The organism is Sedimentitalea sediminis, from assembly GCF_042687825.1.
Classification (GTDB): Bacteria; Pseudomonadota; Alphaproteobacteria; order Rhodobacterales; family Rhodobacteraceae; genus Sedimentitalea.
In genome coordinates, this window is sequence record NZ_JBHUQE010000014.1 from 58,848 (window position 1) to 84,725 (window position 25,878).

A 25,878-nucleotide genomic window follows, 5' to 3' on the forward strand; every position below is an offset into this window, starting at 1 on the left:
GCGCGCGCTCCCTATTTGTAGGTCACTTGTTTCACGGCAGCGATCACCTCGTCGGTGGTCACCAAAGCGTGCTTTTCCAGATTGGCGGCGTATGGCATGGGAACGTCCTTGCCCGTGCAGTTGATCACTGGTGCATCCAGATAATCAAAGGCCTGCTGCATCAGGACCGAACTGATGTAATTTCCGACCGACCCCTGCGGCCAGCCTTCTTCGATCGTGACGCAGCGATTGGTTTTCATGACCGAGGCGATGATTGCATCCGTATCCATTGGGCGTAGGGTCCGCAGGTCGATCACTTCGGCCTGAATGCCCTCGTCGGCCAGACGGTCGGCTGCTTCCAGCGCATATTTCATGCCGATGCCAAAGCTGACCAGTGTGACATCCTCACCCTGGCGCCAGATCCGGGCCTTGCCCAGCGGTACGGTGAAATCCTCAAGATCGGGCACATCAAAGCTGCGACCGTAGAGAATTTCGTTTTCCAGGAAAATCACCGGGTTGGGGTCGCGGATCGAGGTTTTCAGCAGACCCTTGGCGTCCGAGGCGGAATACGGCATCACCACCCGCAATCCTGGGATCTGCATGTACCAGGCCGCGTAATCCTGACTGTGCTGCGCCGCCACCCGGGCGGCTGCGCCATTGGGGCCGCGGAACACCACGGGCGCGCCCATCTGGCCGCCGGACATGTACAGCGTCTTGGCGGCCGAATTGATGATCTGATCCATCGCCTGCATGGCAAAGTTGAAGGTCATGAACTCGACGATCGGCCGAAGCCCGCCAAAGGCCGCGCCCACGGCAATGCCGGTGAACCCGTGTTCGGTGATCGGCGTGTCGATCACCCGCTTGGCGCCAAACTCGTCCAGCAGGCCCTGGCTGATCTTATAGGCGCCCTGATACTCGGCCACCTCTTCGCCCATCAGGAACACCGTGTCATCCGAACGCATCTCTTCGGCCATGGCATCGCGCAGGGCTTCGCGCACCGTCTGCTGTTTCAGCACGGTGCCCTCTGGCCAGTCCGGCGACAGGTCGGGTTGCGGCGCCTGTGGCGCCTCGGCGGCTCTTGCCGGGGTCGAGGTCGGTGCCGACGCCTCTGCAGGCGCAGGTTCGTCCGGTTGTGCGGCGCTGCCGGTTTCGGCGGGAAGGTCTTCGCCATCCTCTATCAGAACCGCGATGGGAGTGTTCACCTTGACACCTTCGGTGCCTGCCGCGATCAGGATCTTGCCGACGATACCCTCGTCGACGGCCTCGAACTCCATGGTCGCCTTGTCGGTCTCGATCTCGGCCAGAATGTCGCCTGCGGATACGGTGTCGCCCTCGTTGACCAGCCATTTTGCCAGGGTGCCTTCCTCCATGGTCGGTGACAGGGCGGGCATCAGAATCTCGGTTGCCATGTTACGCGTCTCCTTCCGGCTTGATCATTCCGACGATGTTTCCCTGACCGTCCTCAACATAGGCGCAGCGCCCGATACCGGGATAGTCCTGTGGCGGCAGCGCCTCGGCGCCGCCGTTGGCAAGTGCCCAGGCATAGGACTTGTCGCAATCCTCGACCTCGAAAGTCATGGTTCCCCCCCGTACCGGCGACCCCGGCGGGGGGGGCTCGTCCATCCGGCGCATCAGCCCGCCAGAGACGCCCTTGTCCGTTCCGATGTCAGAGCCTTCGATCAGGTGATAGTCCACGTCCTCGCCCCCCTGCATCGCCGAGTACTCCCAACCGAACAATCCGCCATAGAACGTCTTGGCGGNATCAGCCCGCCAGAGACGCCCTTGTCCGTTCCGATGTCAGAGCCTTCGATCAGGTGATAGTCCACGTCCTCGCCCCCCTGCATCGCCGAGTACTCCCAACCGAACAATCCGCCATAGAACGTCTTGGCGGCGTCGACATCTGCGGCGTGAATCTCGAAATGCGGCATCAGGCGGTCTCCTGCGCGGCTGCGTCGGCATAGATATCCGTCCAAAGTTCATCCAGCGCCGGTTCGGGGCTGTCCTTGGCGAAATCGGCGGCGGCATTGACCACCTGCTTGATCTCCTTGTCGATCGCCTTCAGGTCGTCTTCGGTGGCGTGTTTGCCGCTCAGCAGCAGGCCGCGCACCTGTTCGATCGGATCGCGTTCCTCGCGCATCTTCTGCACTTCTTCGCGGGTGCGGTACTTGGCCGGATCCGACATCGAGTGGCCGCGATAGCGATAGGTCTTGATTTCCAGGATATACGGGCCTTTGCCCGCGCGGCAATGCGCCACCGCCTTGTCGCCAGCCTCTTTCACCGCCAGCACATTCATGCCGTCAACCGCCTCGCCGGGGATGCCAAAGGCCTCGCCGCGGGTGTGGATGTCGGGCGTCGACGTCGACCGCTTTTGCGATGTGCCCATGGCGTACTGGTTGTTCTCGATCACGAAGATCACCGGCAGGTCCCACAGCGCGGCCATGTTAAAGGCCTCGTAGACCTGACCCTGATTGGCGGCGCCATCGCCGAAATAGGTAAAGGTGACGCGGCCGTTCTCAAGATACTTGTCGGCAAAGGCCAGGCCGGTTCCCAGCGGCACCTGTGCTGCGACGATGCCATGCCCGCCGTAAAAGTTCTTTTCCTTCGAGAACATATGCATCGAGCCGCCCTTGCCCTTGGAATAGCCGCCCTCGCGTCCGGTCAGTTCGGCCATCACGCCGGCGGCGTCCATGCCGCAAGCCAGCATGTGACCGTGATCGCGATACGAAGTGATGCGCTTGTCGCCCTCTTCGGCGGTCGCCTCCAGGCCGACCACGACGGCTTCCTGGCCAATATACAGGTGACAGAAACCGCCAATCAGACCCATCCCGTACAACTGACCCGCTTTTTCCTCGAAACGCCGGATCAGCAGCATTTCACGGTAGAACGTCCTCAGTTCCTCGGCGGATACGGTTGATTTTTTGGCGGATTTCCGGGTGACCATCGCGCAGCTCTCCCTCTCTGGCTGAATGGTTTAGTGTTAAACCATCATATAGACAATTTGCATGTCCGAGGCGAGAAAAATCCGGAGCCGATCCGCGTATCGGCCGTTGGCGGGCGCTCGGAACCCACCGTTTGCCGGGCGCGACCGGCACGATAAAAAGCGGAACCGGATGGCGGACTGCGCCGGCCTAGCGGATGACGATCTCGTCCGCGCGCAGCAAACCCAGAACTGACCGGGCCTGCTGATCCAGCAGGTCCAGGTCCAGAAAGTTGTCCGACAGGCGGCGTGTCAGGTTCTCGGTGATGACAATGTCGTCCTGCAGTCGGTCCAGCGTCTGTTGCAACGCCTTGGACTCCGCCAGAATTTCGATCCGCCGGAACAGCCCGAAATCGCCCTGCACGGCGGCAAAAGTGAAGTAGGTGCACAGGGTAAACGCGGCGCCGAAATAGATCAGCGTGCCGATGTTGGGTCGGGTCGGACGGGTCAAACTGCTCTGCCTCACATGCACCCTTTGCGGGCGTCTTTTGGCACTATGGCACAGGTGATTCGGCTTGTGAATCCCCGTTTTGGGGGAGGTTGCCGGCAGGGCCGGTTCGCCCTGTCGGTACATGAATGACGTCAAGGCCCATCGGCTTGGACGAGCCAGCTTCAGCCGGCGACCGAGGCCGCGTGAATGCTGTCGATGGTTTCGGCCAGGGTCTGGTCAAAGGCGTCGTCGCTCTGCTGCGCCGAAAGCCCTTCGGTCAGCGCCCGCGAAAACGACGCGATGACGCCACGGTTGCGAGACAGCCGGTCGTTCGCCTCGGCCCGGCTGTAGCCGCCCGACAACGCCACCACGCGCATCACGCGCGGATGATCCACCAGCGTCGCGTAGTGGTTGGCGGTTTCCGGCAGGGTCAGCTTCAGCATGACCTGGCGGTCATCGGGCAGGGCGTCCAGATGGCGGGTCAGTTCGGACAGCAGGATCGCTTCGGCCTCGGCCTTGTCGTCAATGCTGATCGTCACCTCGGGTTCGATGATCGGCACCAGCCCATGCGCCAGCACCTGGGCTGCCACCTCGAATTGCTGCGCGACGATGGCGGCGATACCGCTGGGCGATGCGGCGTCGATGACCGAGCGCATCTTGGTGCCGAAAATGCCGGCCTTGACCGCGCGTTGCAGTAGCGCGTCCAGATCGGGCATCGGCTTCATCAGACGCACACCGTCCGCAGCATCGGCCAGCCCCTTGTCGATCTTCAGGAACGGCACGACGCGGCGCTTGTCCCACAGATATTGCGGTGTCGGAATGCCATCGATCTCGCGCTCCATGGTCTGCTCGAACAGGATCGCGCCGACGATGCGCTCGCCGGTGAAACCCGGCGATTTGATGATCCGGCTGCGCATGGCGTGGATCAGGTCGAACATCTCGCTTTCCGATCCATAGGCGTCCTCCTGGACCCCATACAGCTTCAGGGCTTTCGGCGTCGACCCGCCGCTCTGATCCAGTGCCGCGACAAAGCCTGCACCGGATGTCATCTGCTCGATCTGAATATCCTTGGACATGTTTTCTTTCGCTTATGTTGCAAGACTCGCGCCAGTCGCCCGGCCCGGACGGGCCGCATCGGCAAGGCGGTCTTAGGCCACACCACTGGCCGTTTCAATCGGTTTGGCGCAAACAGCGGCCCTGTTTGCGCTAGCAAGCGGATTCCGTCTTGCGGGTTTCCAGGGCTGCAACCCCGGGCAGAATCTTGCCTTCCATCCATTCCAGAAAGGCCCCTCCGGCGGTCGAGATATAGGTAAAATCGTCCGCCACGTCCGCATGGTTCAGGGCGGCGATCGTATCGCCGCCACCGGCAACGCTGATCAACTGCCCCTCGCGGGTCAGTTCGGCGGCCTTGCGCGCCGCGGCATTGGTCGCGGTGTCGTAGGGCGGGATTTCAAAAGCCCCCAGCGGTCCGTTCCATATCACCGTCTTGGAACCCGCGAACACGGCGGTGATCCGCGCCACGGTTTCCGGTCCGGCATCCAGGATCATCGCGTCGGCCGGGCATTGATCGGTGGTCGCGGTCCAGTTCTCGGCGCCGGCGCGGAACTCGCGTGCCAGAATGACATCGCTGGGCAACAGGATGGCGCAGCCCGAGTCGCGGGCCTTGGCCAGAATGCCCGACGCGATCTCGGCCATGTCATGCTCGCAGAGCGATTTGCCGACATCGATGCCCTGGGCGGCCAGAAAGGTGTTCGCCATGCCGCCGCCGATGATCAGATGATCGACCTGTTCCACCAGGTTGCCCAGCAGTTCCAGCTTGGTCGAAACCTTGGCACCGCCGACCACCGCCGCCACCGGGCGCGCCGGCGACCCCAGCGCCTGTTTCAGAGCTGTCAGTTCCGCCTGCATCAGCCGCCCGGCGCAGGCCGGCAACAGCCGCGCCACGCCTTCTGTCGAGGCATGCGCCCGGTGCGCTGCGGAAAATGCATCGTTGCAATAGACATCCGCCAACGCGGCAAATTCCGCGGCCAGTTCCGGGTCGTTCTTTTCCTCGCCGGCGTAAAAGCGGGCGTTTTCCAGCAACAGCACCGTCCCCGATGCTTGTGCCGCAACCGCCGCCTGGGCGGCCGGTCCGCGGCAATCGGCGCAAAAGGACACCGGTACGTCAAAGGCCGCCTGCAGCGCCGGGACCAGCGGACGCAGCGACATCTCGGGCACGGGCTTGCCTTTGGGGCGCCCGAAATGCGCCAGCAGCACGGGTTTGCCGCCGCGCGTCAGAATATCGTTGATCGTCGGCACCAGACGGCGAATTCGCGTGTCGTCGGTGACCGCGCCGTTTTCGACAGGGACATTGATATCGACGCGCACCAGAACCCGCTTGCCTGCAAGTTCCATGTCGTCCAGCGTGTTCCAACCCATCACTCAATCCCTTAATCAATTCGCGGTCAGGCGCTTTTTCTCACATTTTGCCCCTTCGTCAATGCGTCACTTGGCAATTCCCGGTCGCGGGCTTAGGTATCGGCGCGAACAAGTTGTACAGGAGAAGCACATGGCCGAGATTAAAGACCCCGAAAATACCATCCTGATGGAACTGAAGGACGGCACCGTGGTGATCGAACTGTTGCCGGATGTTGCGCCGCAGCACAGCCAGCGGATGAAGGATCTGGCGCGCGCCGGAGCCTATGACAACGTTTGCTTTCACCGGGTGATCGAGGGGTTCATGGCGCAGACCGGCGATGTCCAGCATGGCGACATGGAAGACGGGTTCAACCTGCGCATGGCTGGCACCGGCAGTTCCGACATGGACGATCTGCCGGCCGAGTTCTCGAAATTGCCGCATGACCGCGGCACCCTGGGCGCGGCGCGGTCCGCCAACCCGAACAGCGCCAATTCGCAGTTCTTCATCAATTTCAAGGATAACAGCTTTCTTAACGGCCAGTACACCGTGTATGGTCGCGTGATCAGCGGCATGGAACATGTCGACGCCATCACCCGTGGCGAGCCGCCTGCAAATCCCGACCGGATGATCAGCGTCAAGGTTGCCGCCGATGCGTAGCCTTGCCGCAGCGCTGGTCCTGATCGCAAGCCCCGCCCTCGTGGGCGCGACCGGCCTGGAAATACAGGTCCAGGGCGAGGGGGCCAACGGCACCGTCACGATCGAACTGTTGGACGACGTCGCGCCCCAACATGTGGAACAGATCACCGAACTGGCGCGCGCGGGCGCATATGACGGTGTGGTGTTTCATCGGGTGATCGACGGCTTCATGGCCCAGACCGGCGACGTGGAATTCGGCAAGATGGGCGGCGACATGCGGCGCGCCGGCATGGGCGGATCCGAACGTCCCGATCTGCCGGCCGAGTTCTCGGATGTGCCGTTTGACCGGGGTGTGGTCGGCATGGCCCGCAGCCAGGACCCGAACAGCGCCAACAGCCAGTTCTTCATCATGTTCGACAAGGGCCATTTCCTGAACGGTCAATATACCGTGGTCGGACGTGTCACCGAGGGTATGGACGTGGTCGACACCATCAAACGCGGTGCCGGCCCGAACGGGGCCGTCATCGGCCAGCCCGATGTCATGACGACCGTTTCCGTCACCGACTGACGCACAATTCCGGTCAACTCCGCGTGTGGCGGGCTGGGCACAACGCCCGGCCTGCCGCAGGCTGACCCTGCAGGACAAGCAGGAAACAGCCCATGCGAATTCGCGGACTGGCCTTGGCCATCGCCATCATCGCCACCACTGCATGCGCCGACCCGGACGACTGGCGCCGGGAATGGCCCGGCACCGATTTTTCCCGCACCAGCATTCGCGATTGGGCCGAGATCCGCTCGGGCGGGCCGCCCCGTGACGGCATTCCGGCCATCGATGCGCCGCAATTCACCAGCGCCGGACAGGAGCGCCTGCTAGAGGCGCGCGAACCGGTCATCACCGTCGAGATCGCCGGCGCCCGGGCGCGCGCCTATCCGGTGCGCTATCTGATCTGGCACGAGATCGTCAACGACACGGTGGCCGGCCAACCGATCGCGGTCACATTCTGCCCCTTGTGCAATTCCGGCATGACCTTTGACCGCCGGACCTCGCACGGCACGCTGACCTTCGGCGTGTCGGGCAAGCTGCGCCATTCGGACATGGTGATGTTCGACCGCGAAACCGAAAGCTGGTGGCAGCAGGCCATCGGCATCGCCATCGTCGGCCAACTGACCGGCACACGATTGCAAACCCTGCCAACCTGGATGGAAAGCTGGGCCGAGTTCCGGGGGCGGCACCCGGAGGGGCTGGTGATGGCCCGCCCGACCGGGCATCGGCGCGACTATGGCCGCAACCCCTATCGCCGCTATGACAGCCTGACGCGCCCGTTCCTGTATGACGGTGCGCTGCCCCCGCATGACATTCCGGCCCTGGCGCGCGTGGTGCGGGTTGGCGACCGGGCCTGGCCGCTGTTTCGGCTCAGCCGCGCGGGCCGGGTGCAAGAGGCCGGCGTGACGATCACCTGGCGTGCGGGTCAGGCCTCGGCGCTGGATACGGATCGCATCGCCGGCGGGCGCGACGTCGGCAGCATCCGGGTGCGCGACGCGCGCGGGCGCGATCTGCCCCATGACGTGATGTTCGCCTTTGCCTTTCACGCCTTTTGGCCCGATGGGCGATGGATGCTGGGTCCCTAGGGCAGTGGGGCGACAGCGTGAAAAAAAAGCAGGTGCCACGGATCAACGCGGCACCTGAAATATGGGCGTGAATCAACTTTGAGTTGTCAGCCGGTTCTAGCTGCTGACCTTGGCTGTGGCCGGGTTTGCGCCGCCCGATTTGCCCGAGCGCCCCGGGTTCAGCGGGTCGTCCTGGCGCTGTACCGAACCTTCGAAATGCGCACCGCTTTCGATCGCGATGGTCTTGTGGATGATGTCGCCTTCGACACGTGCGGTCGAGGTCAGGCGCACTTTCAACCCGCGCACACGGCCAACGATTCGGCCATTGATGACCACGTCGTCGGCGGTGACTTCGCCCTTGATCGTGGCGCTTTCGCCGATGGTCAGCAGATGCGCACGGATGTCGCCTTCGACCGTGCCTTCGACCTGAATGTCGCCGCTGGTCTTGATGTTGCCGGTGATGTGCAGATCGGCGGACAGGGCCGATGCGGGCGGTTTCGGCTTTGTGGGGCTGGGTTTGAAGTCGCTCGACGGCGTTGTGACCGGTGCACTGCTGGGCACCGCCGGGGTCGCGTCATCGGTCGTTTTGGAGCCGGGCTCGTTTATTTTGCTCTTCGAAAACATTACTTGCAGCCTTGATGTAGATCATGGGGTTAACTGGTGTACCATTGACCCGGACTTCATAGTGAAGATGGGTGCCGGTCGACCGTCCGGTGCTACCCATATCAGCAATATGATCCCCGCGCGAGACCCTTTGCCCCTTCTTCACCAGAATGCGCGACGTATGCGCATAACGGGTTTCAATGCCAAAATCATGCTGGATCGTGACCAGCTTGCCAAAGCCCGACTGCCATCCGGCCTGCGTGACGACACCGTCGGCGGTGGCAAAGATATCGGTGCCGGATGCGCCCGCGAAATCGGCACCGTTATGCATGCGTCGGCCGCCGGTTTTCGGATCGCGGCGATAGCCGAACCCGCTGGTATAGCGCACCGCGGCACGGACCGGGCTGGCAAAGGGGGCCCGTTCGGCCGCGATGCGATAGAGGTTCAGCAGATCCATCTGGTTCAGGATGCGGTTGGCCCGCACCTCGTCGACCGTGGGATTGTCCTCGCCCCTGGTGGTGAACGACAGCGGCGTCAGCGGTCCACCCTGACCGCTGTAGCCGCGACGCACCTGCTCGATAATCTTGTCCGTCGGCATGCCGGCGCTGCGGAACATCTTGTCCAGCGGCGCGACCGAAATTGTCATCGCCTCTTCCAGCTGCCGGAAAATCTGATCGTTCTTTTCCTGCATCAGCTTGAGATCGCGTTCGAGCTTGTCGGCGGTTTGCAGCGCGGCCTGGGCGTCATGCAGAATCTGGTCGCGTTCCCGCGCGGTGCGGGCCAGCGCCTCGGTCAGAAAGGAGACCGGGACCGAGGCCGTGTTCAGCTTTGAGCCGGGGCCGGTTTCACTATCGTGCTGGTTGCGCAGTTCGGCCAATGCGGTTCGCGCGGTTTCGCGGTCCTTCATCGTGTCACGCAGTGTAGTCTGGATCACGTCGATGCCGGTTTCCAGTTCGCGGCGGCGGCTTTCCGAGCGCAGCAGGTCCGATTGCATCACCGAAATCTGGTCCAGCGCGGCGTTGAACCGTCCCTGCGCCGCCAGCGCTTCTTCGGCGCGCGAGTCCCGTTCCCGTGACAGGGCGTTCAGGCGTTGGTGATACAGGTTCTGTTCGCGCTTTGCCTGTTCGCGGAAATTGCCCGATCCGATACTGTCCATCAGCAGGATCGCGGTGGCCACAATGGCCCAGGCCAATACAGCGGCAGCGCCGGCAAAGGTGAAAAGCTGGGTTGCAGAACGCAGGCGGATGAATCGTGTATCGGTATCTGACTTCAGAAAAAGTCTGCGCTCGGGAAAGAACCGTTCGAGTATCGCATGTGTCTTGATCGCCAGACGTGTCCGCACGGGCCCATCCTTTTCCATCCCCCTCGGCGCTCGGAATCGCTGTGCCAATCGCCCCTGCGGGCTGCATAGACAGCCAATGCTGCAAGTGCAAGATCCCAGCGCCTCTGCCGGGCGGCTGCGGGGCGAAAGGCCGTAAATGGGCGAAAAACCGCCGATATCCAAGGCCTTGACCGCTGCTCGTGGCGAAAAGCCGCCGGTGCCTATTGGCCCGGGCGGATCAGGCCGGGTCGGTGGCGGGCTCGGTCAGCGGCCAGTAGAAATCCGGCGGCAGTCCCGCTTCGGCGCGCTTTTCCTCGTTGAATGGCGGCTTGAGCGGGCTGTGGAAATAGCGCCGCACCAGGTCGTGAAAGACGGTCTTCGGATCCAGTTCGTGGCGGCCGCACAGAAAGTGGAACCATTTCGACCCATAGGCGACGTGGCCGACCTCTTCGCCGTAGATGGTCGTCAATGCGGTCACCGCATCGGTCAGGCCGGCCTTGCGGAAAACCTCGATCATGCCCGGCGTGACATCCAGCCCGCGGGCCTCCAGCACCATCGGCACGACGGCCAGACGCCCCATCAGGTCGTTGGCTGTGTCCTCGGCGGCACGCCACATACCGGCATGGGCGGGCAGGGCGCCGTAGTGGCTCCCTATTGCTTCAAGACAGTCGCATACAAGATTGAAATGTTTGCTTTCTTCGTCGGCTGCCTTGACCCAGTCATCATAGAATCCCAGCGGCATTGGCGTGTCGGAAAAGCGGGCGATGATATCCCAGTGCAGGTCCACCGCGTTCAGTTCGATATGAGCCACCGCATGCAGCAGCGCCTGACGCCCTGCGACCGAACCGGGGCGGCGGCGCGGCACATCGCGCGGCGACAGCAGCGCCGGCGCGTCGGGCCGTGCCGGGTGGCTGGGCGGCGAGGCCGCGCCGATCTCGATGCCGGAACGGGTGCCTTGCCGCCCGGAAAACCAGGCTGCGGCATGGCGGCGCGAAAGCTCGGTCTTTTCGCGGCCATCTGCGGTGGTCAGAACCTGCACAGCCATTTCGGCCAGGGATAAGGGCATCGCACGGGCTCCTGTGGGCCGATCCGCAATCAGGCCAGGGGTTGAATTCGGAACTCGGGAGAAAGGCGTCCGCCGTCAGATCACCGTCCCAGGCTGGCAAAACTGCCGCGAATATCCGGGCCGATGCCCAGCCAGCCCTTGATCACTGCGGTCACGTGGCCGGTGACGCGCTGTTTTTGCGAGGGGCCGAACTGCGCCGCCGTCACCGCATCCTCGCGCACCAGGGCGGGAAGATCGGCGTTGATCAGCGTTGCTGGTGTCAGGGCTGCGCCATTGCGCGCATCGGTGACCTGGGCGGTAAAGGCGATGTTATAAACCGCCTCGGGCGACCGGGCCATGGCGATCGGTGTGACGCCGTGGAACTCCTGCAGGGTGATGGCCAGGACCACGGGCCGGCCGCCGCGCAGCCCCGCCGTCGCCTGACGCGCGGCATCGCGGATGATCGCCTGTACCTGCGCCTTGCGGTCGCCCGGCGGATCGCCATGCCAGACGATGTCGGCATTGGGGATATAGACGTTCTCCTCAGAGACGGTCAGCGTGTCGGGCACGGTCACCTGCACAGCGCTGACGCGCCAGCCGCGCGTCGTCGCGCCGTCCAGAGGCTCGCCATAATCCGTGACCCATTCGCCTCCGCAGGCGGCCAGCAGCATCAGGGCCGGTGCCAGCACCGCCATCCGTCCGGCACGCCGCAGAACGCCGAGTAGTCCGGCGTCGTTGCCCCCGGCCGCCGCCGGCGCGCTGTCAAGGTCATGGGTCATCACATCTCTCCGTAATCAATGGTATCAATCGCAAACATGCACAAAGCCGGACCGGGGCAAGGCGCACCGTTCCATTCGCAACTTGTTAACCTGCAAACGGCGTTGTTGATAGGTAAAATTGTTCACAACACAATTCCCAATTGAGAAACGGTGGCCGCGTGTCGCATGGCTACATGGCCCGCACGGCGCTCAAAACTGCCTCGACATGGCCCGGCACACGCACCTTGCGCCAGGCGGCCTGCACCCGTCCCTGGGCATCGATCAAAAAGGTGCTGCGCTCGATTCCCATGAAACTGCGGCCATACATCTTTTTCTCTTTCCAGACGCCATAGGCCCGACAGACTTCGGCGGACTCGTCGGCCAGCAGCGGCATCGTCAACCCGTGTTTGGCGATGAATTTCTCGTGACTGGCGACGCTGTCCGCGGAAATGCCCAAAACCTGGGCGCCCGCTTCGGAAAAGGCGTCCAACTGCTCGGAAAATCCGATGGATTCCTTGGTGCAGCCCGGCGTATCATCGCGGGGATAAAAGAACAGAACCACCGCCCGACCGCGCAGATCGGACAGGCTGACAGGCGCGCCACCGTCGCGCGGCAGGGTGAAATCGGGGGCCATGTCGTTGATTTCGATCATGTAAACTCCGTTGGTAAAGGGCAGGTCTGCGGCGCACCATAGACGGCTGCGGGCAAACTTAAACGGGCAAACTTTTGGACATATGGAACCGAACTCGTGACGGCAGACCCAGAAACCCAGCTCCCGCCGGATGATGCGGCGGCGCCAGCACCGCGTCGCCGCTCGCGGTTGCGCCGGGTCGGGGGCTGGTCGCTGAGCGGGCTGGCGGTGCTGCTGTTGCTGGCGGGCGGGCTGGTGCTGTGGGGCATCGGCCAGACGCTGACGCTGCCGGACTGGCTGCGCGCCCGGATCGAGACCCGGCTGGAGCGCAACCTGGCCGGCATGCAGATCGAATTCGGAGACGTTGAACTGGTGGTCAATCAGGGCTGGCGCCCGCGCGTCCGGCTGCGCGACGTCACCCTGTCCGGTGCCGACGGTCTGCCGATTGTGCATCTGACCGACGCCCAGGCCAGCCTGGCGATGCGCCCGCTGCTGCGCGGTCGCGTCCAGCCCAAAAGCCTGTCCCTGTCGGGCGGTTCCGCCACCCTGCGGCGCGACGGTCAGGGCAACATGTCCCTGTCGCTGGGGCGCAGCGACAGGCCGGTGGATCAGGCCGCGACCCTGCCGCAACTGATCGAGGAATGGGACCAGCTGTTCCTGTCGCCGGTCCTGTCGGCCCTGGTCTCGGTCGAGATGCAGGCGCTGACGCTGCGCTATGAGGATGCGCTGAAGAACCGCGCCTGGACGCTGGATGGCGGCCGGATCCGGCTGGACCGCGAGGGCGACCAACTGCGTCTGGCCAGCGGCTTCGCGGTGCTCAGCGGCGCCGATTATGCCAGTTCGGTGGAAATGAACTATGCCAGCCGGATCGGCGAGACCGAGGCTGAGTTCGGCATCGTCGTGGCGGATATCGCCGCCTCCGACATTGCCGCACAGGCGGTGGCCCTGGCCTGGCTGGACGTGTTGCGCGCGCCGATCTCGGGGGCGCTGCGCGGCAGAATCGACCAAGACGGCGCGCTGGGCCAACTTTGGGCGAGCCTGCAGATCGGTGCAGGTGTCCTGCAGCCCACCGAGGCCACCCGCCCGGTGCCGTTCAACGGTGCGCACAGCTATTTTACCTATCGCCCCGACGATCAGGTTCTGGTTTTTGACGAGGTTTTCGTGTCCAGCGGCTGGGGCACGGGCATGGCCGAGGGGCGGGCCTATCTGGGCATTGGCGCTGGCGGGCTGGACGAACTGATCGGACAGTTCAGCCTCAGCGACATCTCGCTGAACCCCGATGGCCTTTATGAAAAACCTTTGCTGCTGCCCCGGTCGACGGCGGATTTCCGGCTGGAACTGTCGCCGTTCCGTCTGACCCTGGGGCAGGTGAACATCGCGCAGCCGCAGGGGCAGATGCGGTTGTCGGGGGCGCTGAGCGCCGATCCGCAGGGCTGGGCGCTGGCGCTGGATGCGGAAACCGACCACCTGACTCCCGAACGGCTGGTCGAGATCTGGCCCGACCGCGCCGCGCCGAAACCGCGCAAATGGATCGACGAAAACCTGTCGGGCGGCAGTCTGCGCGACATCGACATCGCGCTGCGCGTCAAACCCGGCAGAAAGCCCGATCTCTATCTGGATTTCGATTATTCCGATGCGACGATCCGGTTCGTCAAGACCCTGCCGCCGATCACCGGCGCGCACGGTCAGGGCACGCTGGTCGACGGGCGCTTTGTGGCCACCGCCACCGCCGGCCGGATCGTGGCAGATCGGGGCGGCGCCGTCGAAATAGGCGGCACATCCTTCATCATTCCGGATGTGGCCGTCAAACCCAACACGCCGGCGCTGGTCCGGGTCACCGGGCACGGGGGGGTGACGGCGATCATGTCGCTGCTCAACCGCCCGCCGCTGGCGGTGCTCAAGGGCACGCCGCTGCCGGTCGATATGGCCCGCGGCATGGCGCAGGTCAGCGGTACCCTGACCCTGCCGCTGAAACCCCGGATCCGATTTGACGAGTTCACCTTTCACCTGGCCGGGCGTATCGAGGACGTACACAGTTCGGTGCTGGTGCCCGGCCAGACGGTGCAGGCCCCGGCGCTGAAGCTGACCGGCGATCACACCCAGATCGTGCTGTCCGGTGCCGGCCGCATCGGCGATGTGCCGGTTCGGGCCCGATGGCGCCAGCCCCTGGGCCGGGCCGAGGGCCGGGCCAGCCGGCTGCAGGGGCAGATCGAACTGTCACCGCGCCTGGTGGAAACATTTGGCATCGGGCTGCCCCGCAACAGCGTCTCGGGGCGCGGATCGGGTGATTTCACCCTGGAACTGGCGCCCGGCGCGCCACCCGAGCTGCGGCTGACATCCGATCTGGCCGGGGTCGGTCTCAGCCTGCCGCCACTGGGCTGGGCGAAACCGGAATCCGGCACCGGCATGCTGGATCTGGTGGGGGTGCTGGGCGCCAAGACACGGATCGACCGGCTGATTCTGCAGGCGGCGGGTCTGACCGCCACAGGCACCGTGGTCAACCGCGCCGGGGGCGGGCTGGACCGGGCGCTGCTCAGTTCGGTGCGTCTGGGCGGATGGCTGGACGCCTCGGTTGAACTGATCGGACGGGGTGCGGCCTCGCCCGATCTGCGCATTCTGGGCGGCACCCTGGACATGCGCAACGCCGCGTTCGACAGCAGCGGCTCGGCCGGGGGCGGCGCGGCACAGCCCGGCGGTCTACAGGTGGCGCTGAATCGGTTGCAGGTGACCGACACGATCGCGCTGACCGATTTCACCGGCCAGTTCACCCTGGCCGGCGGGCTGACCGGCCCGTTCCGGGGACGGGTCAACGGCCAGGCCGAGGTCAGCGGGCAGGTGACGCCGCAATCCGGGCGCAGCGCCGTGCGCATCCGGGCTTCGGATGCCGGCGGGGTGATCCGTGCTGCCGGGCTGCTGACCAAGGCGCATGGCGGCGATTTCGGCCTGACGCTGACCCCCGCCGGACGCCCCGGCCAGTTTGACGGCACGCTGCGGATCACCAACACCAAGGTCCGCGAAGCGCCGGCGATCGCGGCCCTGCTGAACGCGGTCAGCGTCGTCGGGTTGCTGGACGAATTGTCGGGACAGGGCATCCAATTCTCCGAGGTGGACGCGAAATTCCGCCTGGGCCCGTCCAAGGTGACCGTCTTTAAAAGCAGCGCCATCGGCCCTTCGATCGGCCTGTCCATGGACGGTACCATGGATGTGCCCACCAGCCGGATGCGGATGCAGGGCGTGATTTCGCCGGTCTATCTGCTGAACCAGATCGGCAGCGTGGTCGGTCGCAAGGGCGAAGGCATGATCGGATTCAACTATACCCTGACCGGGCCGGCTGCGGCGCCGCGTGTTCAGGTCAATCCGTTGTCGGCTCTGACGCCGGGTCCTCTGCGCGACATCATGCGCCGCAGGCCACCACCGGTGGACGAATTCGCCCCGCCGCCCAGGGTCTCGCCGCATCTCAACCCGGACGATGCCTTTTCCGGCCGCTAGGGCCGGGACGGCGGGTGTCGCCCCGGCGGCGGTTCGGATGGGGCAAATGGCGGATGGTCAAACGTTGCTGCCGGCCCTAGAAGGCCAGCCATGAAACTGAGCGATTTCGACTTTCACCTGCCCGAAGACCGGATAGCCACGCGCCCGGCAGTGCCGCGCAGCGCCGCGCGCCTGCTGGTGGCCCAGGGGGACAATCTGACCGATGCCCGTGTAAGCGATCTGCCCGACTGGCTGCGCCCCGGCGACCGGCTGGTTCTGAACGACACCCGGGTGATCCCGGCGCGCCTGTCCGGCCGGCGCTGCCGGACCGGTCCGCAGGGGGTCAGCACTGCGGCCATCCAGGTCACGCTGCTGGAGCCGCGCGCGGACGGAACATGGGCGGCGCTGGTCAAGCCGCTGCGCAAGCTCAAACCCGGCGAAAGCGTCGATTTCGCCGCCGGTCTCAGGGCCAGGCTGGAAGCCGTGCAGGACGGGCAGGCGCATCTGCGATTCAACCTGTCGGGACCGGAATTCGACGCGGCACTGGATCGGGCCGGTGCAATGCCCCTGCCGCCCTACATTGCCGCCAAAAGACCGGCGGATGCGCGCGACAGGACCGACTATCAGACGGTCTTTGCCGAGAACCCCGGCGCCGTCGCCGCCCCGACGGCCTCGTTGCATTTCGATGATGCGCTGCTGGCGGCGTTGCGCGACATCGGCGTCAGCTTTACCTTTGTCACCCTGCATGTCGGTGCCGGAACGTTTCTGCCGGTCAAAGTGGAGGATGTCGCCACCCACCGGATGCATGCCGAATGGGGCCGTGTCGATGCCCGGGCCGCCGCCGAGATCGCCGAGACCCGGGCGGCGGGCGGACGGATCATTCCGGTGGGCACGACCGCGCTGCGCCTGATCGAGACCGCGGCGCGTGGCGGCCGCATCGCTGCCTGGGAGGGCGAAACGGACATTTTCATCTATCCCGGTTTCGAATTTCGCGTCACCGATGCGCTGATGACCAATTTCCACCTGCCGAAATCGACCTTGCTGATGCTGGTTTCAGCGCTTATGGGAAAAGACAGGATCGCGGCGATCTACGCGCACGCCGTGCGCAACGGCTATCGCTTCTTTTCCTATGGCGATGCTTCGCTGCTGGTTCCCTGAGCCGGACCGGCCAACATTAGCGACACCGGTCGTGTCGTTTCCAAACGGGACGGTCGGACAAATTTCCCGCAGACCGGACCGGTTCACTACGCCGACCCGAGGAGGCGCGCGATGTTCCAGGTTCTGACAAGCGCGTGGGCGCTGTTGCTGGGTATGATGCTGCTGATGGTCGGCAACGGCCTGCAGGGCACCCTGCTGGGCGTGCGCGGCGAGATCGAGGGCTTTTCCACGCTGGAAATGTCCATCGTGATGTCGTCCTATTTCCTCGGCTTTCTCGGCGGCTCGCGCCTGGCGCCCGAGATGATCCGGCGGGTCGGTCATGTCCGGGTCTTTGCGGCGCTTGCCTCGTTCATCTCGGCGGTGATGATCCTGTATCCGGCGCTGGCCAACCCGATCGCCTGGGCGGTGGGGCGGGTCATCATCGGCTTTTGCTTTTCCGGCGTCTACGTCACCGCGGAAAGCTGGTTGAACAACGCGGCCAGCAACGAGAATCGCGGTCAGGCGCTGTCGCTGTACATGATCGTGCAGATGGTCGGTATTGTCAGTGCCCAGGCGCTGCTGCTGGTGGGTGATCCGGCGGGGTACGAGACCTTTGTCATCGCCTCGGTGCTGATCTCGGTCTCGTTTGCGCCGATCTTGCTGTCGATCAGCCCGACCCCGGCCTTTGATACCACTCAGCCGATGACGCTGCGCCGTCTGATGCAGATCTCGCCGCTGGGCTGTGTCGGTATGTTCCTGCTGGGCGGGGTCTTTGCCTCGCAATTCGGCATGAGCGCGGTCTACGGCGCCCGCGCCGGGCTCAGCCTGGCCCAGATCTCGACCTTTGTCGCCAGTTTCTATGTCGGCGCGGTGGTGCTGCAATATCCGCTGGGCTGGCTGTCGGACCGGATGGACCGCCGGTTGCTGATCCTTATCGTGGCCGGCGGCGGTGGCCTGGGCGCAATCGTCGGCTTTCTGTTCGGTGCGCAGTTCCAGATTCTTCTGCTGGCCGCATTTCTCATCGGCGGTCTCAGCAATCCGCTCTATTCGATGCTGATTGCCCATACCAACGACTATCTCGATCACAAGGAAATGGCTGCCGCCTCGGGCGGGCTGGTGTTCATCAACGGTTTAGGTGCCATCACCGGACCGCTGATCATCGGCTGGCTGATGGGCGACGCGGTGTTCGGACCGCCGGGCTTTTTCCTGTTCACCGCCGGGTTGCTTTTCGCCATGGCGATCTATTCCGCCTACCGCAGCACGCGCCGGCCGACCCTGCCGGTCGAAGAAACCGGATCGATCTCGCCGATGTATCCCTCTGCCACCCAGGTCGCCGTGGAATTCGCCCAGGAAGTGGCCATCGAGGCCGAACTGGAGGACAGCCACGGCGCTGATTCCGCGCAACGGAAACAGTGAATTTCCTGATTGTAGCAAATTGTTACTGTAAAATTAATGTAAAACCGGTTTAGCTGGTTGTGTGCTGGGGGACATTTAGAGTGGAGAGCAACTCATGGTTGGCCCTGAAGAAGTATTGAGTTTTTGGTTAGACGACGTTGGCGAAGCCGGTTGGTACGCCCAAGACGACGCTCTGGATGCCGAAATCAAACGAAGGTTCAAGGATGTTTGGGAGGCGGCCCGACAGGGTCTGCTGTCCCATTGGCTGGTCGACCCGAAAGGGTATCTGGCGTTTGTCATCCTGACCGATCAGTTTCCGCGCAACATGTTTCGCGGCAGCAAGCTGGCCTTTGCCAGCGATCGGGATGCACTGGCGGCGGCCAAGGTCGCGGTCGACCGGTGCTGGGATCTCAAGATCGGCGAACCCGAGCGGCAGTTCTTTTACCTGCCGATGATGCATTCGGAAAGCCTGTGCGATCAGGATCGCTGTGTGCGCCTGATGTGCGAGCGCATGCCCGAGTCAGGAGAGCCCAACCTGCTGCATGCCCGCGCGCATCGCGAGGTGATCCGGCAGTTCGGGCGTTTCCCGTATCGCAACGAGGCTCTGGCCCGCGATTTCACCCCGCCCGAAGCGGCCTATGTGTCGGCCGGCGGTTATGGTGAGACCGTGCGCGAATTGCAATCGGCGGGATAACGCCTCGGCGGATCGCCGTGCCGTGCCGGATGGTGTGACCCCTGTGCGGGGTCAGCCGTCCAGAGCCGCGGCGGTGGACCCCGAAGGAGTGCAGCCGCGCAGACGTGCCAGACCGTTCACCGTTTGATCCGCCACCTGCGCGATGCCGTGATCGATCCATTGCGCGGGCGCATCCCGCAGCTCGGACAGGGTCTGTTTCATGCCGACCAGCCGCGTTTCGATCCCTGTCATTCGCGTTTCGATACGTGCCACAGCCTGATCCGGCAGCTGGCGTGACGGGTCCTGCAGGGCTGCCAGATCCTGCCGCAACGCGCCGATGTCCTCTCGGCTCTGGCGCAAAGTCTCGGCCACGGGCTGCAACGCCGTCATCTGCTGCGCGACCCGATCGCTCAGCGCATCCGCCCGCGCCAGCAGCAGCAACAGCAGAACCAGGCACAGCGCAACCAGGATGAGGGTGGCGTTCAGCATCGCCAGCACGAGGTCTTTCAGGGTCTTGGCCATTCGCATACTCCGTTCGGTTCGGGACAGACTAGCATGCGGTGCTGCCGTGACCATCCCGTCCGCAGCCTTTGCCGCCCGGCCGGTTTTCCATACGTCTCGGCTGTCCCGCCGCGTTGTCTTTGCAAAGCCGCTGCGCCGTTGCTAGTTTAGCCGCACGTCCCTTCAACCCTTGGCTAAAAGGTAGAGCATGGCCGGAAAATCCTATGATGTGATCGTCGTCGGGGCAGGTCCCGGCGGATACGTGGCCGCAATTCGTGCCGCCCAGCTGGGGCTGAAGGTGGCCATCGTCGAACGCGAGCATATGGGCGGCATCTGCCTGAACTGGGGCTGCATTCCGACCAAGGCGATGCTGCGCTCGGCCGAGGTGTTCCACCTGATGCAGCGGGCCGGCGATTTCGGTCTCAAGGCCGACAACATCGCCTGTGACCTGCAGGCCGTCGTGGATCGCAGCCGCGCCGTGGCCGGGCAATTGTCGGGCGGAATCGGCCACCTGATGAAAAAGAACAAGATCACCACGGTGATGGGCGCGGCGACCCTGCCGGGCGCAGGCCAGGTCTCGGTCGCGACCGACAAGGGTACCGAGGAACTGAGCGCGAAACACATCGTTCTGGCCACCGGGGCGCGGGCCCGCGAATTGCCGGGGCTCGAGGCGGATGGCGACCTGGTCTGGACCTATAAACACGCGCTGATGCCCAAGCGCATGCCGAAAAAACTGTTGGTGATCGGATCGGGCGCGATTGGCATCGAATTTGCCAGTTTCTACAATACCCTGGGCGCGGAAACCACGGTGGTCGAGGTGATGGACCGTGTCCTGCCGGTTGAAGATGCCGAGATAAGTGCTTTTGCCAAAAAGCAATTCGTCAAACAGGGCATGACCATCATGGAAAAGGCCATGGTCCAGAAACTGGACTGCGGCAAAGGAAAAGTGACCGCCCATATCGAGACCAAGGGCAAAGTCGAGACCCAGGAATTCGACACGGTGATTTCCGCCGTCGGCATTGTCGGCAATGTCGAGGGGCTGGGGCTGGAAGAGCTGGGCGTCAAGATCGACCGCAGCCATGTGGTGGTGGACGAATTCTGCCGTACCGGTGTCGACGGGCTTTTTGCCATCGGCGACATTGCCGGCGCCCCCTGGCTGGCGCACAAGGCCAGCCACGAAGGGGTGATGGTGGCGGAACTGATCGCCGGCGGTCATCCGCACCCGGTGCGCCCCGAAAGCATCGCGGGCTGTACCTATTGTCATCCGCAGGTGGCCAGCGTCGGCTATACCGAGGCAAAGGCCAAGGAACTGGGCCACGCGGTCAAGGTCGGGCGCTTTCCGTTCATCGGCAATGGCAAGGCGATTGCGCTGGGCGAACCCGAGGGCATGATAAAGACCGTATTTGACGCAAAGACGGGCGAATTGCTGGGCGCGCATATGGTCGGCGCAGAGGTCACCGAACTGATCCAGGGCTATGTCGTTGGTCGCCAGCTGGAAACCACCGAAGAAGACCTGATGAACACCGTGTTCCCGCATCCGACCCTGTCCGAGATGATGCATGAAAGCGTGCTGGACGCCTATGGCCGCGTCATCCACATGTAGGCCGGACCAGCGGGCGCATGGGCCGGACGACGACGCTGAAATCGAGGAATAACGGGGCAGGGCATGGTGTCGTTGAACCGCGTGGTGATGCAGGCCTGCAGCCGGGGCTGGATAAAGGCGCTGCGCCCCGAGACTCTGGACGTGGCCGAGATTTCCGGCAAATGGGGTCAGGGGTTCCGGTTTCGGTCGTATCGCGCCTTTCGCTATCCGGCCCATGACATCTGCGCCGGCCCGTTCAGGGATGCGACCGGCCGGGTGCGCAAATTCGACCTGATTCTGGCCAACCAGGTCTGGGAACACCTGGACCGCCCCTATGCCGCCACCAACAATGTCCGCCGGATGCTGAAGAAAGGCGGGCATTTCTGGCTGGCGGTGCCGTTCCATGTGCCGTTTCATGCCGCCCCGGCGGACAATTCCCGCTGGTCGGCGCGCGGGTTGCGTAATCTGCTGATCGAATGCGGGTTCGACCCCGATCACATCCGGTCCGAGGAATGGGGCAACCGCAACGCCGCGCTGCGCAACCTCGACCCCGACTGGCCGCCCACCTATGACGCCGCGCATGATCCGCTGGACAATGACCCGGCCATGCCGATCTGCGCCTGGGCGATAGCGCGCCGGGTCTGACCTGGCCTTCGGGTGCGCGTTCACCTTACGTTCACATTTTTCTGTTGGAGACTCGGACCCGCTCCACTATGTCTAGAGCGGACATGGGGGCATGATGGCAGAGCTGAAGCATATCGAGGTGCGCGGCGCGCGCGAGCACAATCTGAAAAACATCGATGTGGACATTCCGCGCGATCAACTGGTGGTGATCACTGGCCTGTCGGGGTCGGGCAAGTCCAGCCTGGCCTTTGATACGGTCTATGCCGAGGGCCAGCGGCGCTATGTCGAAAGCCTGTCGGCCTATGCGCGCCAGTTCCTGGACATGATGGAAAAGCCCGATGTCGACCATATCAGCGGCCTGTCCCCGGCGATTTCCATCGAGCAGAAAACCACGTCCAAGAACCCGCGCTCGACCGTCGGCACGGTGACCGAGATCTATGACTACCTGCGCCTGCTCTTTGCCCGCGCCGGCACCCCCTATAGCCCGGCGACCGGCGAACCCATCGAGGCCCAGCAGGTCCAGGACATGGTGGATCGCATCATGGCGATGGAGGAGGGCACCCGCGCCTATCTGCTGGCCCCCATCGTGCGTGACCGCAAGGGCGAATACCGCAAGGAATTTCTGGAGCTGCGCAAACAGGGGTTTCAGCGGGTCAAGGTCGACGGCGCTTTTTATGAACTGGACGACGCCCCGGTGCTGGACAAGAAATTCCGCCACGATATCGACGTGGTGGTTGACCGGCTGGTGGTGCGCGACGGGCTGGAAACCCGGTTGGCCGACAGCCTGCGCACGGCGCTGGATCTGGCCGACGGCATCGCCATTCTGGAAACCGCCACGGATACGCCCGAACGCACCGTGTTCAGCGAGAAATTCGCCTGTCCGGTCAGCGGCTTTACCATCCCCGAGATCGAACCGCGGCTGTTCTCGTTCAATGCGCCCTTCGGGGCCTGTCCGGATTGCGACGGCCTGGGCAAGGAGCTGTTCTTTGACGAACGGCTGGTGGTGCCGGACCAGAACCTGAAAATCTATGACGGCGCGCTGGCCCCCTGGCGCAAGGGCAAGTCGCCCTATTTCCTGCAGACCATCGAGGCCATCGCCCGGCACTACGAATTCGACAAGAACACCAGATGGAAGGACCTGCCCGAACATGTGCAGCAGGTGTTCCTGTATGGGTCGGGCGAGCAGGAAATCCCGTTCCGCTATGACGAGGGCGGCCGGGTCTATCAGGTCACGCGGGTGTTCGAGGGCGTCATTCCGAACATGGAGCGGCGCTATCGCGAGACCGACAGCAACTGGATCCGCGAGGAATTCGAACGCTACCAGAACAACCGCCCCTGCGGCACCTGCGGCGGCTTTCGCCTGCGCCAAGAGGCCTTGGCGGTCAGGATCGCCGGGCTGCATGTGGGGCAGGTGGTGCAGATGTCGATCCGCGAGGCCTTTGCCTGGTGCGAAAGCGTGCCGGAACACCTGAGCAAGCAGAAGAACGAGATCGCCCGCGCCATTCTGAAAGAGGTGCGCGAACGTCTTGGCTTTCTGAACAATGTCGGGTTGGAATATCTGACCCTGTCACGCTCCAGCGGCACGCTGTCGGGCGGCGAAAGCCAGCGGATCCGACTGGCCAGCCAGATCGGTTCCGGCCTGACCGGGGTGCTTTACGTGCTGGACGAACCCAGCATCGGGTTGCATCAGCGCGACAATGACCGGCTGCTGGGCACGCTCAAGAACCTGCGCGACCAGGGCAATACGGTCATCGTCGTGGAACATGACGAAGAGGCCATCCGCGCCGCCGACTACGTCTTTGACATCGGCCCCGGTGCCGGTGTGCATGGCGGTCAGGTGGTGGCCCAGGGCAGCCCGGCCGAGGTGGCGGCGGACGCGGCCAGCATCACCGGGCAGTATCTGACCGGCCGCCGCGAAATTCCGATTCCGGCAAAACGGCGCAAGGGCAAGGGCAAGTCGGTCAAGGTGGTCAAGGCCACCGGCAACAATCTGAAATCGGTGACGGCCGATTTCCCGCTGGGCAAGTTTGTCTGCGTCACCGGTGTCTCGGGCGGCGGCAAATCCACCCTGACCATCGAAACCCTGTTCAAGACCGCCAGCATGCGGCTGAACGGCGCCCGCCAGACGCCCGCGCCGTGCGAGACCATCAAGGGGCTGGAACATCTGGACAAGGTGATCGACATCGACCAGCGCCCGATCGGACGCACCCCGCGGTCCAACCCGGCCACCTATACCGGGGCCTTCACCCCGATCCGGGACTGGTTTGCCGGTCTGCCCGAGGCCAAGGCGCGCGGCTACAAGCCCGGGCGGTTCAGTTTCAACGTCAAGGGCGGGCGCTGCGAGGCCTGTCAGGGCGACGGGCTGATCAAGATCGAGATGCATTTCCTGCCCGATGTCTATGTCACCTGCGAGACCTGCAAAGGCGCGCGATACAATCGGGAAACGCTGGAAATTCGGTTTAAAGGCAAAAGCATAGCCGACGTTCTTGATATGACGGTTGAGGATGCGCAAGCGTTCTTCAAGGCCGTGCCCAGCATCCGTGACAAGATGGATGCGCTGGCCCGTGTCGGGCTGGGCTATATCAAGGTCGGGCAGCAGGCGACGACGCTGTCAGGCGGCGAGGCGCAGCGGGTCAAGCTGTCCAAGGAACTGGCGAAACGTTCGACCGGGCGCACCCTGTACATTCTCGACGAACCGACCACGGGGCTGCATTTCGAGGATGTGCGCAAGCTGCTCGAAGTGCTGCACGAACTGGTGGAACAGGGCAATTCGGTGGTGGTGATCGAACACAATCTGGACGTGGTGAAAACCGCCGACCACATCATCGATATCGGACCCGAAGGCGGCGATGGCGGCGGCCAGATCGTGGCCACGGGCACGCCCGAGCAGGTGGCCGAGGCCGATCACAGCCACACCGGGCGCTATCTGAAACAGATGCTGGCGAACCGGCGTGTCGCCGCCGAGTGAGGGAGGGAAAGGTATACCGATGCGGAAACTTCAGACACAGGGCGTGCACCATATCACGCTGACCGGCGCCGACCGGCAGAGCACCATCGATTTCTGGGAGGGCGTGCTGGGCATGCCCTTTGTCTTTGACCAGCCCAATCTGGACGACCCGGACGAGGGCCATGTCTATTTCGACCCGGGCGACGGGCGTCTGATCACGGTTTTCACCAACGAGAACCGCAAGGGCACGCGCGAGCGCACCCCGACCGACCCCGGTTGCGTGCATCATCTGGCCTTTGCGCTCAGCCAGGCGACGTTCTGGCAGGCGGTCGAACGGCTGGACGAGCGCGGCATCGGCCATTCCGGGGTCAAGGACCGGGGCTTTATGGATTCGATCTATTTCAAAGACCCGCTGGGGCTGCTGATCGAACTGGCCAGCTATCGCTTTGAGCCGCCCATGGGCTGCAGCCATGCCGATGTGATGATCCGCGCCCACCGCATCCGGGTGGCGCGCGGCGATCACCATATCGACCGCATCCATCTGGCCGACGCGATCGAGGAACTGGTCAGCAGCCGGCAAGACTCGCTGTCCACGGACCGCGCCCCCAAGAACCCCTATCGCGGGCGCGACTAGTTTAGGATGTCCGCGACAGCGCCGATCAGGTTCAGCACCTTCTGGGTGTCCCGGTCGATCTGATAGACATAGTCGCCGGCGCGCACATAGCTGCCGCCGGGGCGCAACCCATAGCGGTACGGATCATCGATGGGCCAATAATCCTGGTCGATCCGGTCGCCCACACGATAGCGCGACTTGACCTGTCCCGGCGGCACGCAGGGCACGGCCTTTTTCGCCAGACCGGGCGGGCAGGCATTGCTGCGGGACGGCCCCGTTGCCCCTTGTTGGACGACCACGCCGGCTTGCCCCTTGTCCTTGCCCTTACCCTTGGCTTTGCCGTTGTCGGCCCAACTCGCCGCAGGCAGAGTCAGGGCCGCGGCCAGCGCCGCGCCGATGATCCGTTTCATAGCTTACTCTCCTGTGCCCCGCGCCCAAACCGGCGCATCGATCCTGACGGCAATCTAGGGGTTTTTCATCGCGTCTGCATCGCCGCCGGCGAAACTTTGCCGTCAGCATGGCGGGGCTTGCCCCTCACCCCCTGCCGCGGTT

24 protein-coding genes and 1 pseudogene are annotated in these 25,878 nt (G+C 64.0%); 11 read left to right on the forward strand and 14 right to left on the reverse strand.

The window, feature by feature from the left end; translation table 11 throughout:
• Positions 1 to 11: 11 nt before the first annotated feature.
• The 7 genes and pseudogenes from ACFMPD_RS12480 to ACFMPD_RS12510 all read right to left on the reverse strand — a co-directional run bounded on the left by ACFMPD_RS12480 (position 12) and on the right by ACFMPD_RS12510 (position 5,804).
• The gene (locus ACFMPD_RS12480) at positions 12 to 1,388 is read right to left on the reverse strand and encodes a pyruvate dehydrogenase complex E1 component subunit beta (RefSeq protein WP_380994769.1); all 1,377 of its coding nucleotides are present in this window, start codon (positions 1,386 to 1,388) and stop codon (positions 12 to 14) included.
• Position 1,389: 1 nt separating this feature from the next.
• Positions 1,390 to 1,731, reverse strand: a pseudogene (locus ACFMPD_RS12485) (VOC family protein); the annotation flags it as partial.
• A complete protein-coding gene (locus tag ACFMPD_RS12490) occupies positions 1,659 to 1,907 on the reverse strand; it encodes a VOC family protein (protein WP_380994771.1) in 249 nt (82 codons plus the stop codon). The gene ACFMPD_RS12490 and the pseudogene ACFMPD_RS12485, both read right to left, overlap by 73 nt.
• Positions 1,907 to 2,920: a pyruvate dehydrogenase (acetyl-transferring) E1 component subunit alpha gene (gene pdhA, locus ACFMPD_RS12495; protein WP_380994773.1), complete on the reverse strand. Its 1,014-nt coding sequence runs from the start codon at positions 2,918 to 2,920 to the stop codon at positions 1,907 to 1,909. The genes ACFMPD_RS12490 and pdhA overlap by 1 nt, the downstream gene beginning before the upstream one ends.
• A gap of 187 nt (positions 2,921 to 3,107) precedes the next feature.
• Positions 3,108 to 3,407 (reverse strand): FtsB family cell division protein, encoded by a 300-nt coding sequence (locus ACFMPD_RS12500; RefSeq protein ID WP_380994775.1) that lies wholly within the window; start codon positions 3,405 to 3,407, stop codon positions 3,108 to 3,110.
• Positions 3,408 to 3,568: 161 nt separating this feature from the next.
• Positions 3,569 to 4,462 carry a fructose bisphosphate aldolase gene (locus ACFMPD_RS12505; RefSeq protein WP_380994777.1) on the reverse strand — a complete coding sequence of 298 codons (894 nt, stop codon included), beginning with the start codon at positions 4,460 to 4,462 and terminating at the stop codon, positions 3,569 to 3,571.
• 130 nt (positions 4,463 to 4,592) lie between these two features.
• Positions 4,593 to 5,804 carry a phosphoglycerate kinase gene (locus tag ACFMPD_RS12510; RefSeq protein WP_380994780.1) on the reverse strand — a complete coding sequence of 404 codons (1,212 nt, stop codon included), beginning with the start codon at positions 5,802 to 5,804 and terminating at the stop codon, positions 4,593 to 4,595.
• A gap of 130 nt (positions 5,805 to 5,934) precedes the next feature.
• Between ACFMPD_RS12510 and ACFMPD_RS12515 the strand changes: the two genes are divergently transcribed.
• The 3 genes from ACFMPD_RS12515 (at position 5,935) to ACFMPD_RS12525 (ending at position 8,049) form a co-directional block, all read left to right on the forward strand.
• Positions 5,935 to 6,441 carry a peptidylprolyl isomerase gene (locus ACFMPD_RS12515; protein WP_380994782.1) on the forward strand — a complete coding sequence of 169 codons (507 nt, stop codon included), beginning with the start codon at positions 5,935 to 5,937 and terminating at the stop codon, positions 6,439 to 6,441.
• Positions 6,434 to 6,988, forward strand: a complete 555-nt coding sequence (locus ACFMPD_RS12520; protein WP_380994785.1) for a peptidylprolyl isomerase — start codon at positions 6,434 to 6,436, stop codon at positions 6,986 to 6,988. The genes ACFMPD_RS12515 and ACFMPD_RS12520 overlap by 8 nt, the downstream gene beginning before the upstream one ends.
• 92 nt (positions 6,989 to 7,080) lie before the next feature.
• Positions 7,081 to 8,049, forward strand: a complete 969-nt coding sequence (locus ACFMPD_RS12525; protein WP_380994788.1) for a DUF3179 domain-containing protein — start codon at positions 7,081 to 7,083, stop codon at positions 8,047 to 8,049.
• A gap of 96 nt (positions 8,050 to 8,145) precedes the next feature.
• On the opposite strand, the gene ACFMPD_RS12530 is transcribed toward ACFMPD_RS12525, so the two are convergent.
• The 5 genes from ACFMPD_RS12530 to ACFMPD_RS12550 all read right to left on the reverse strand — a co-directional run bounded on the left by ACFMPD_RS12530 (position 8,146) and on the right by ACFMPD_RS12550 (position 12,407).
• On the reverse strand, positions 8,146 to 8,652 hold the full coding sequence (locus ACFMPD_RS12530) for a bactofilin family protein (protein WP_380994791.1): 507 nt from the start codon (positions 8,650 to 8,652) through the stop codon (positions 8,146 to 8,148).
• Entirely contained in the window at positions 8,603 to 9,973 is a 1,371-nt protein-coding gene (locus tag ACFMPD_RS12535) for a DUF5930 domain-containing protein (RefSeq protein ID WP_380994794.1), read from the reverse strand. The genes ACFMPD_RS12530 and ACFMPD_RS12535 overlap by 50 nt, the downstream gene beginning before the upstream one ends.
• 217 nt (positions 9,974 to 10,190) lie before the next feature.
• Positions 10,191 to 11,018: a ferritin-like domain-containing protein gene (locus ACFMPD_RS12540; protein WP_380994796.1), complete on the reverse strand. Its 828-nt coding sequence runs from the start codon at positions 11,016 to 11,018 to the stop codon at positions 10,191 to 10,193.
• 80 nt (positions 11,019 to 11,098) lie between these two features.
• Complete coding sequence (locus ACFMPD_RS12545; RefSeq protein ID WP_380994798.1) at positions 11,099 to 11,776, reverse strand: DUF6778 family protein; 678 nt, start codon at positions 11,774 to 11,776, stop codon at positions 11,099 to 11,101.
• A 169-nt stretch (positions 11,777 to 11,945) separates the two neighbouring features.
• Entirely contained in the window at positions 11,946 to 12,407 is a 462-nt protein-coding gene (locus tag ACFMPD_RS12550; protein WP_380994800.1) for a peroxiredoxin, read from the reverse strand.
• Positions 12,408 to 12,503: 96 nt separating this feature from the next.
• Between ACFMPD_RS12550 and ACFMPD_RS12555 the strand changes: the two genes are divergently transcribed.
• The 4 genes from ACFMPD_RS12555 (at position 12,504) to ACFMPD_RS12570 (ending at position 19,080) form a co-directional block, all read left to right on the forward strand.
• On the forward strand, positions 12,504 to 15,875 hold the full coding sequence (locus ACFMPD_RS12555; RefSeq protein ID WP_380994802.1) for a YhdP family protein: 3,372 nt from the start codon (positions 12,504 to 12,506) through the stop codon (positions 15,873 to 15,875).
• A gap of 90 nt (positions 15,876 to 15,965) precedes the next feature.
• Positions 15,966 to 17,012, forward strand: coding sequence for a tRNA preQ1(34) S-adenosylmethionine ribosyltransferase-isomerase QueA (gene queA, locus ACFMPD_RS12560; protein WP_380994804.1), 1,047 nt, complete (start codon positions 15,966 to 15,968; stop codon positions 17,010 to 17,012).
• Positions 17,013 to 17,123: 111 nt separating this feature from the next.
• On the forward strand, positions 17,124 to 18,407 hold the full coding sequence (locus tag ACFMPD_RS12565) for an MFS transporter (RefSeq protein ID WP_380994806.1): 1,284 nt from the start codon (positions 17,124 to 17,126) through the stop codon (positions 18,405 to 18,407).
• A gap of 94 nt (positions 18,408 to 18,501) precedes the next feature.
• The gene (locus ACFMPD_RS12570; protein ID WP_380994809.1) at positions 18,502 to 19,080 is read left to right on the forward strand and encodes a DUF924 family protein; all 579 of its coding nucleotides are present in this window, start codon (positions 18,502 to 18,504) and stop codon (positions 19,078 to 19,080) included.
• 51 nt (positions 19,081 to 19,131) lie between these two features.
• Here ACFMPD_RS12570 and ACFMPD_RS12575 read toward each other — a convergent pair whose 3' ends face one another.
• Positions 19,132 to 19,581 carry a hypothetical protein gene (locus tag ACFMPD_RS12575; RefSeq protein ID WP_380994812.1) on the reverse strand — a complete coding sequence of 150 codons (450 nt, stop codon included), beginning with the start codon at positions 19,579 to 19,581 and terminating at the stop codon, positions 19,132 to 19,134.
• 187 nt (positions 19,582 to 19,768) lie between these two features.
• On the opposite strand from ACFMPD_RS12575, the gene lpdA reads away from it, so the two are divergent.
• The 4 genes from lpdA (at position 19,769) to ACFMPD_RS12595 (ending at position 25,347) form a co-directional block, all read left to right on the forward strand.
• Positions 19,769 to 21,163 (forward strand): dihydrolipoyl dehydrogenase, encoded by a 1,395-nt coding sequence (lpdA, locus tag ACFMPD_RS12580; protein WP_380994814.1) that lies wholly within the window; start codon positions 19,769 to 19,771, stop codon positions 21,161 to 21,163.
• A gap of 63 nt (positions 21,164 to 21,226) precedes the next feature.
• Positions 21,227 to 21,787, forward strand: coding sequence for a methyltransferase domain-containing protein (locus ACFMPD_RS12585; protein ID WP_380994817.1), 561 nt, complete (start codon positions 21,227 to 21,229; stop codon positions 21,785 to 21,787).
• A gap of 94 nt (positions 21,788 to 21,881) precedes the next feature.
• Positions 21,882 to 24,734: an excinuclease ABC subunit UvrA gene (gene uvrA / locus ACFMPD_RS12590; RefSeq protein WP_380994820.1), complete on the forward strand. Its 2,853-nt coding sequence runs from the start codon at positions 21,882 to 21,884 to the stop codon at positions 24,732 to 24,734.
• Between the two features lie 19 nt (positions 24,735 to 24,753).
• On the forward strand, positions 24,754 to 25,347 hold the full coding sequence (locus tag ACFMPD_RS12595; RefSeq protein WP_380994823.1) for a VOC family protein: 594 nt from the start codon (positions 24,754 to 24,756) through the stop codon (positions 25,345 to 25,347).
• Here ACFMPD_RS12595 and ACFMPD_RS12600 read toward each other — a convergent pair.
• On the reverse strand, positions 25,344 to 25,736 hold the full coding sequence (locus ACFMPD_RS12600; RefSeq protein WP_380994825.1) for a hypothetical protein: 393 nt from the start codon (positions 25,734 to 25,736) through the stop codon (positions 25,344 to 25,346). The genes ACFMPD_RS12595 and ACFMPD_RS12600 overlap by 4 nt on opposite strands.
• Positions 25,737 to 25,878: the final 142 nt, after the last annotated feature.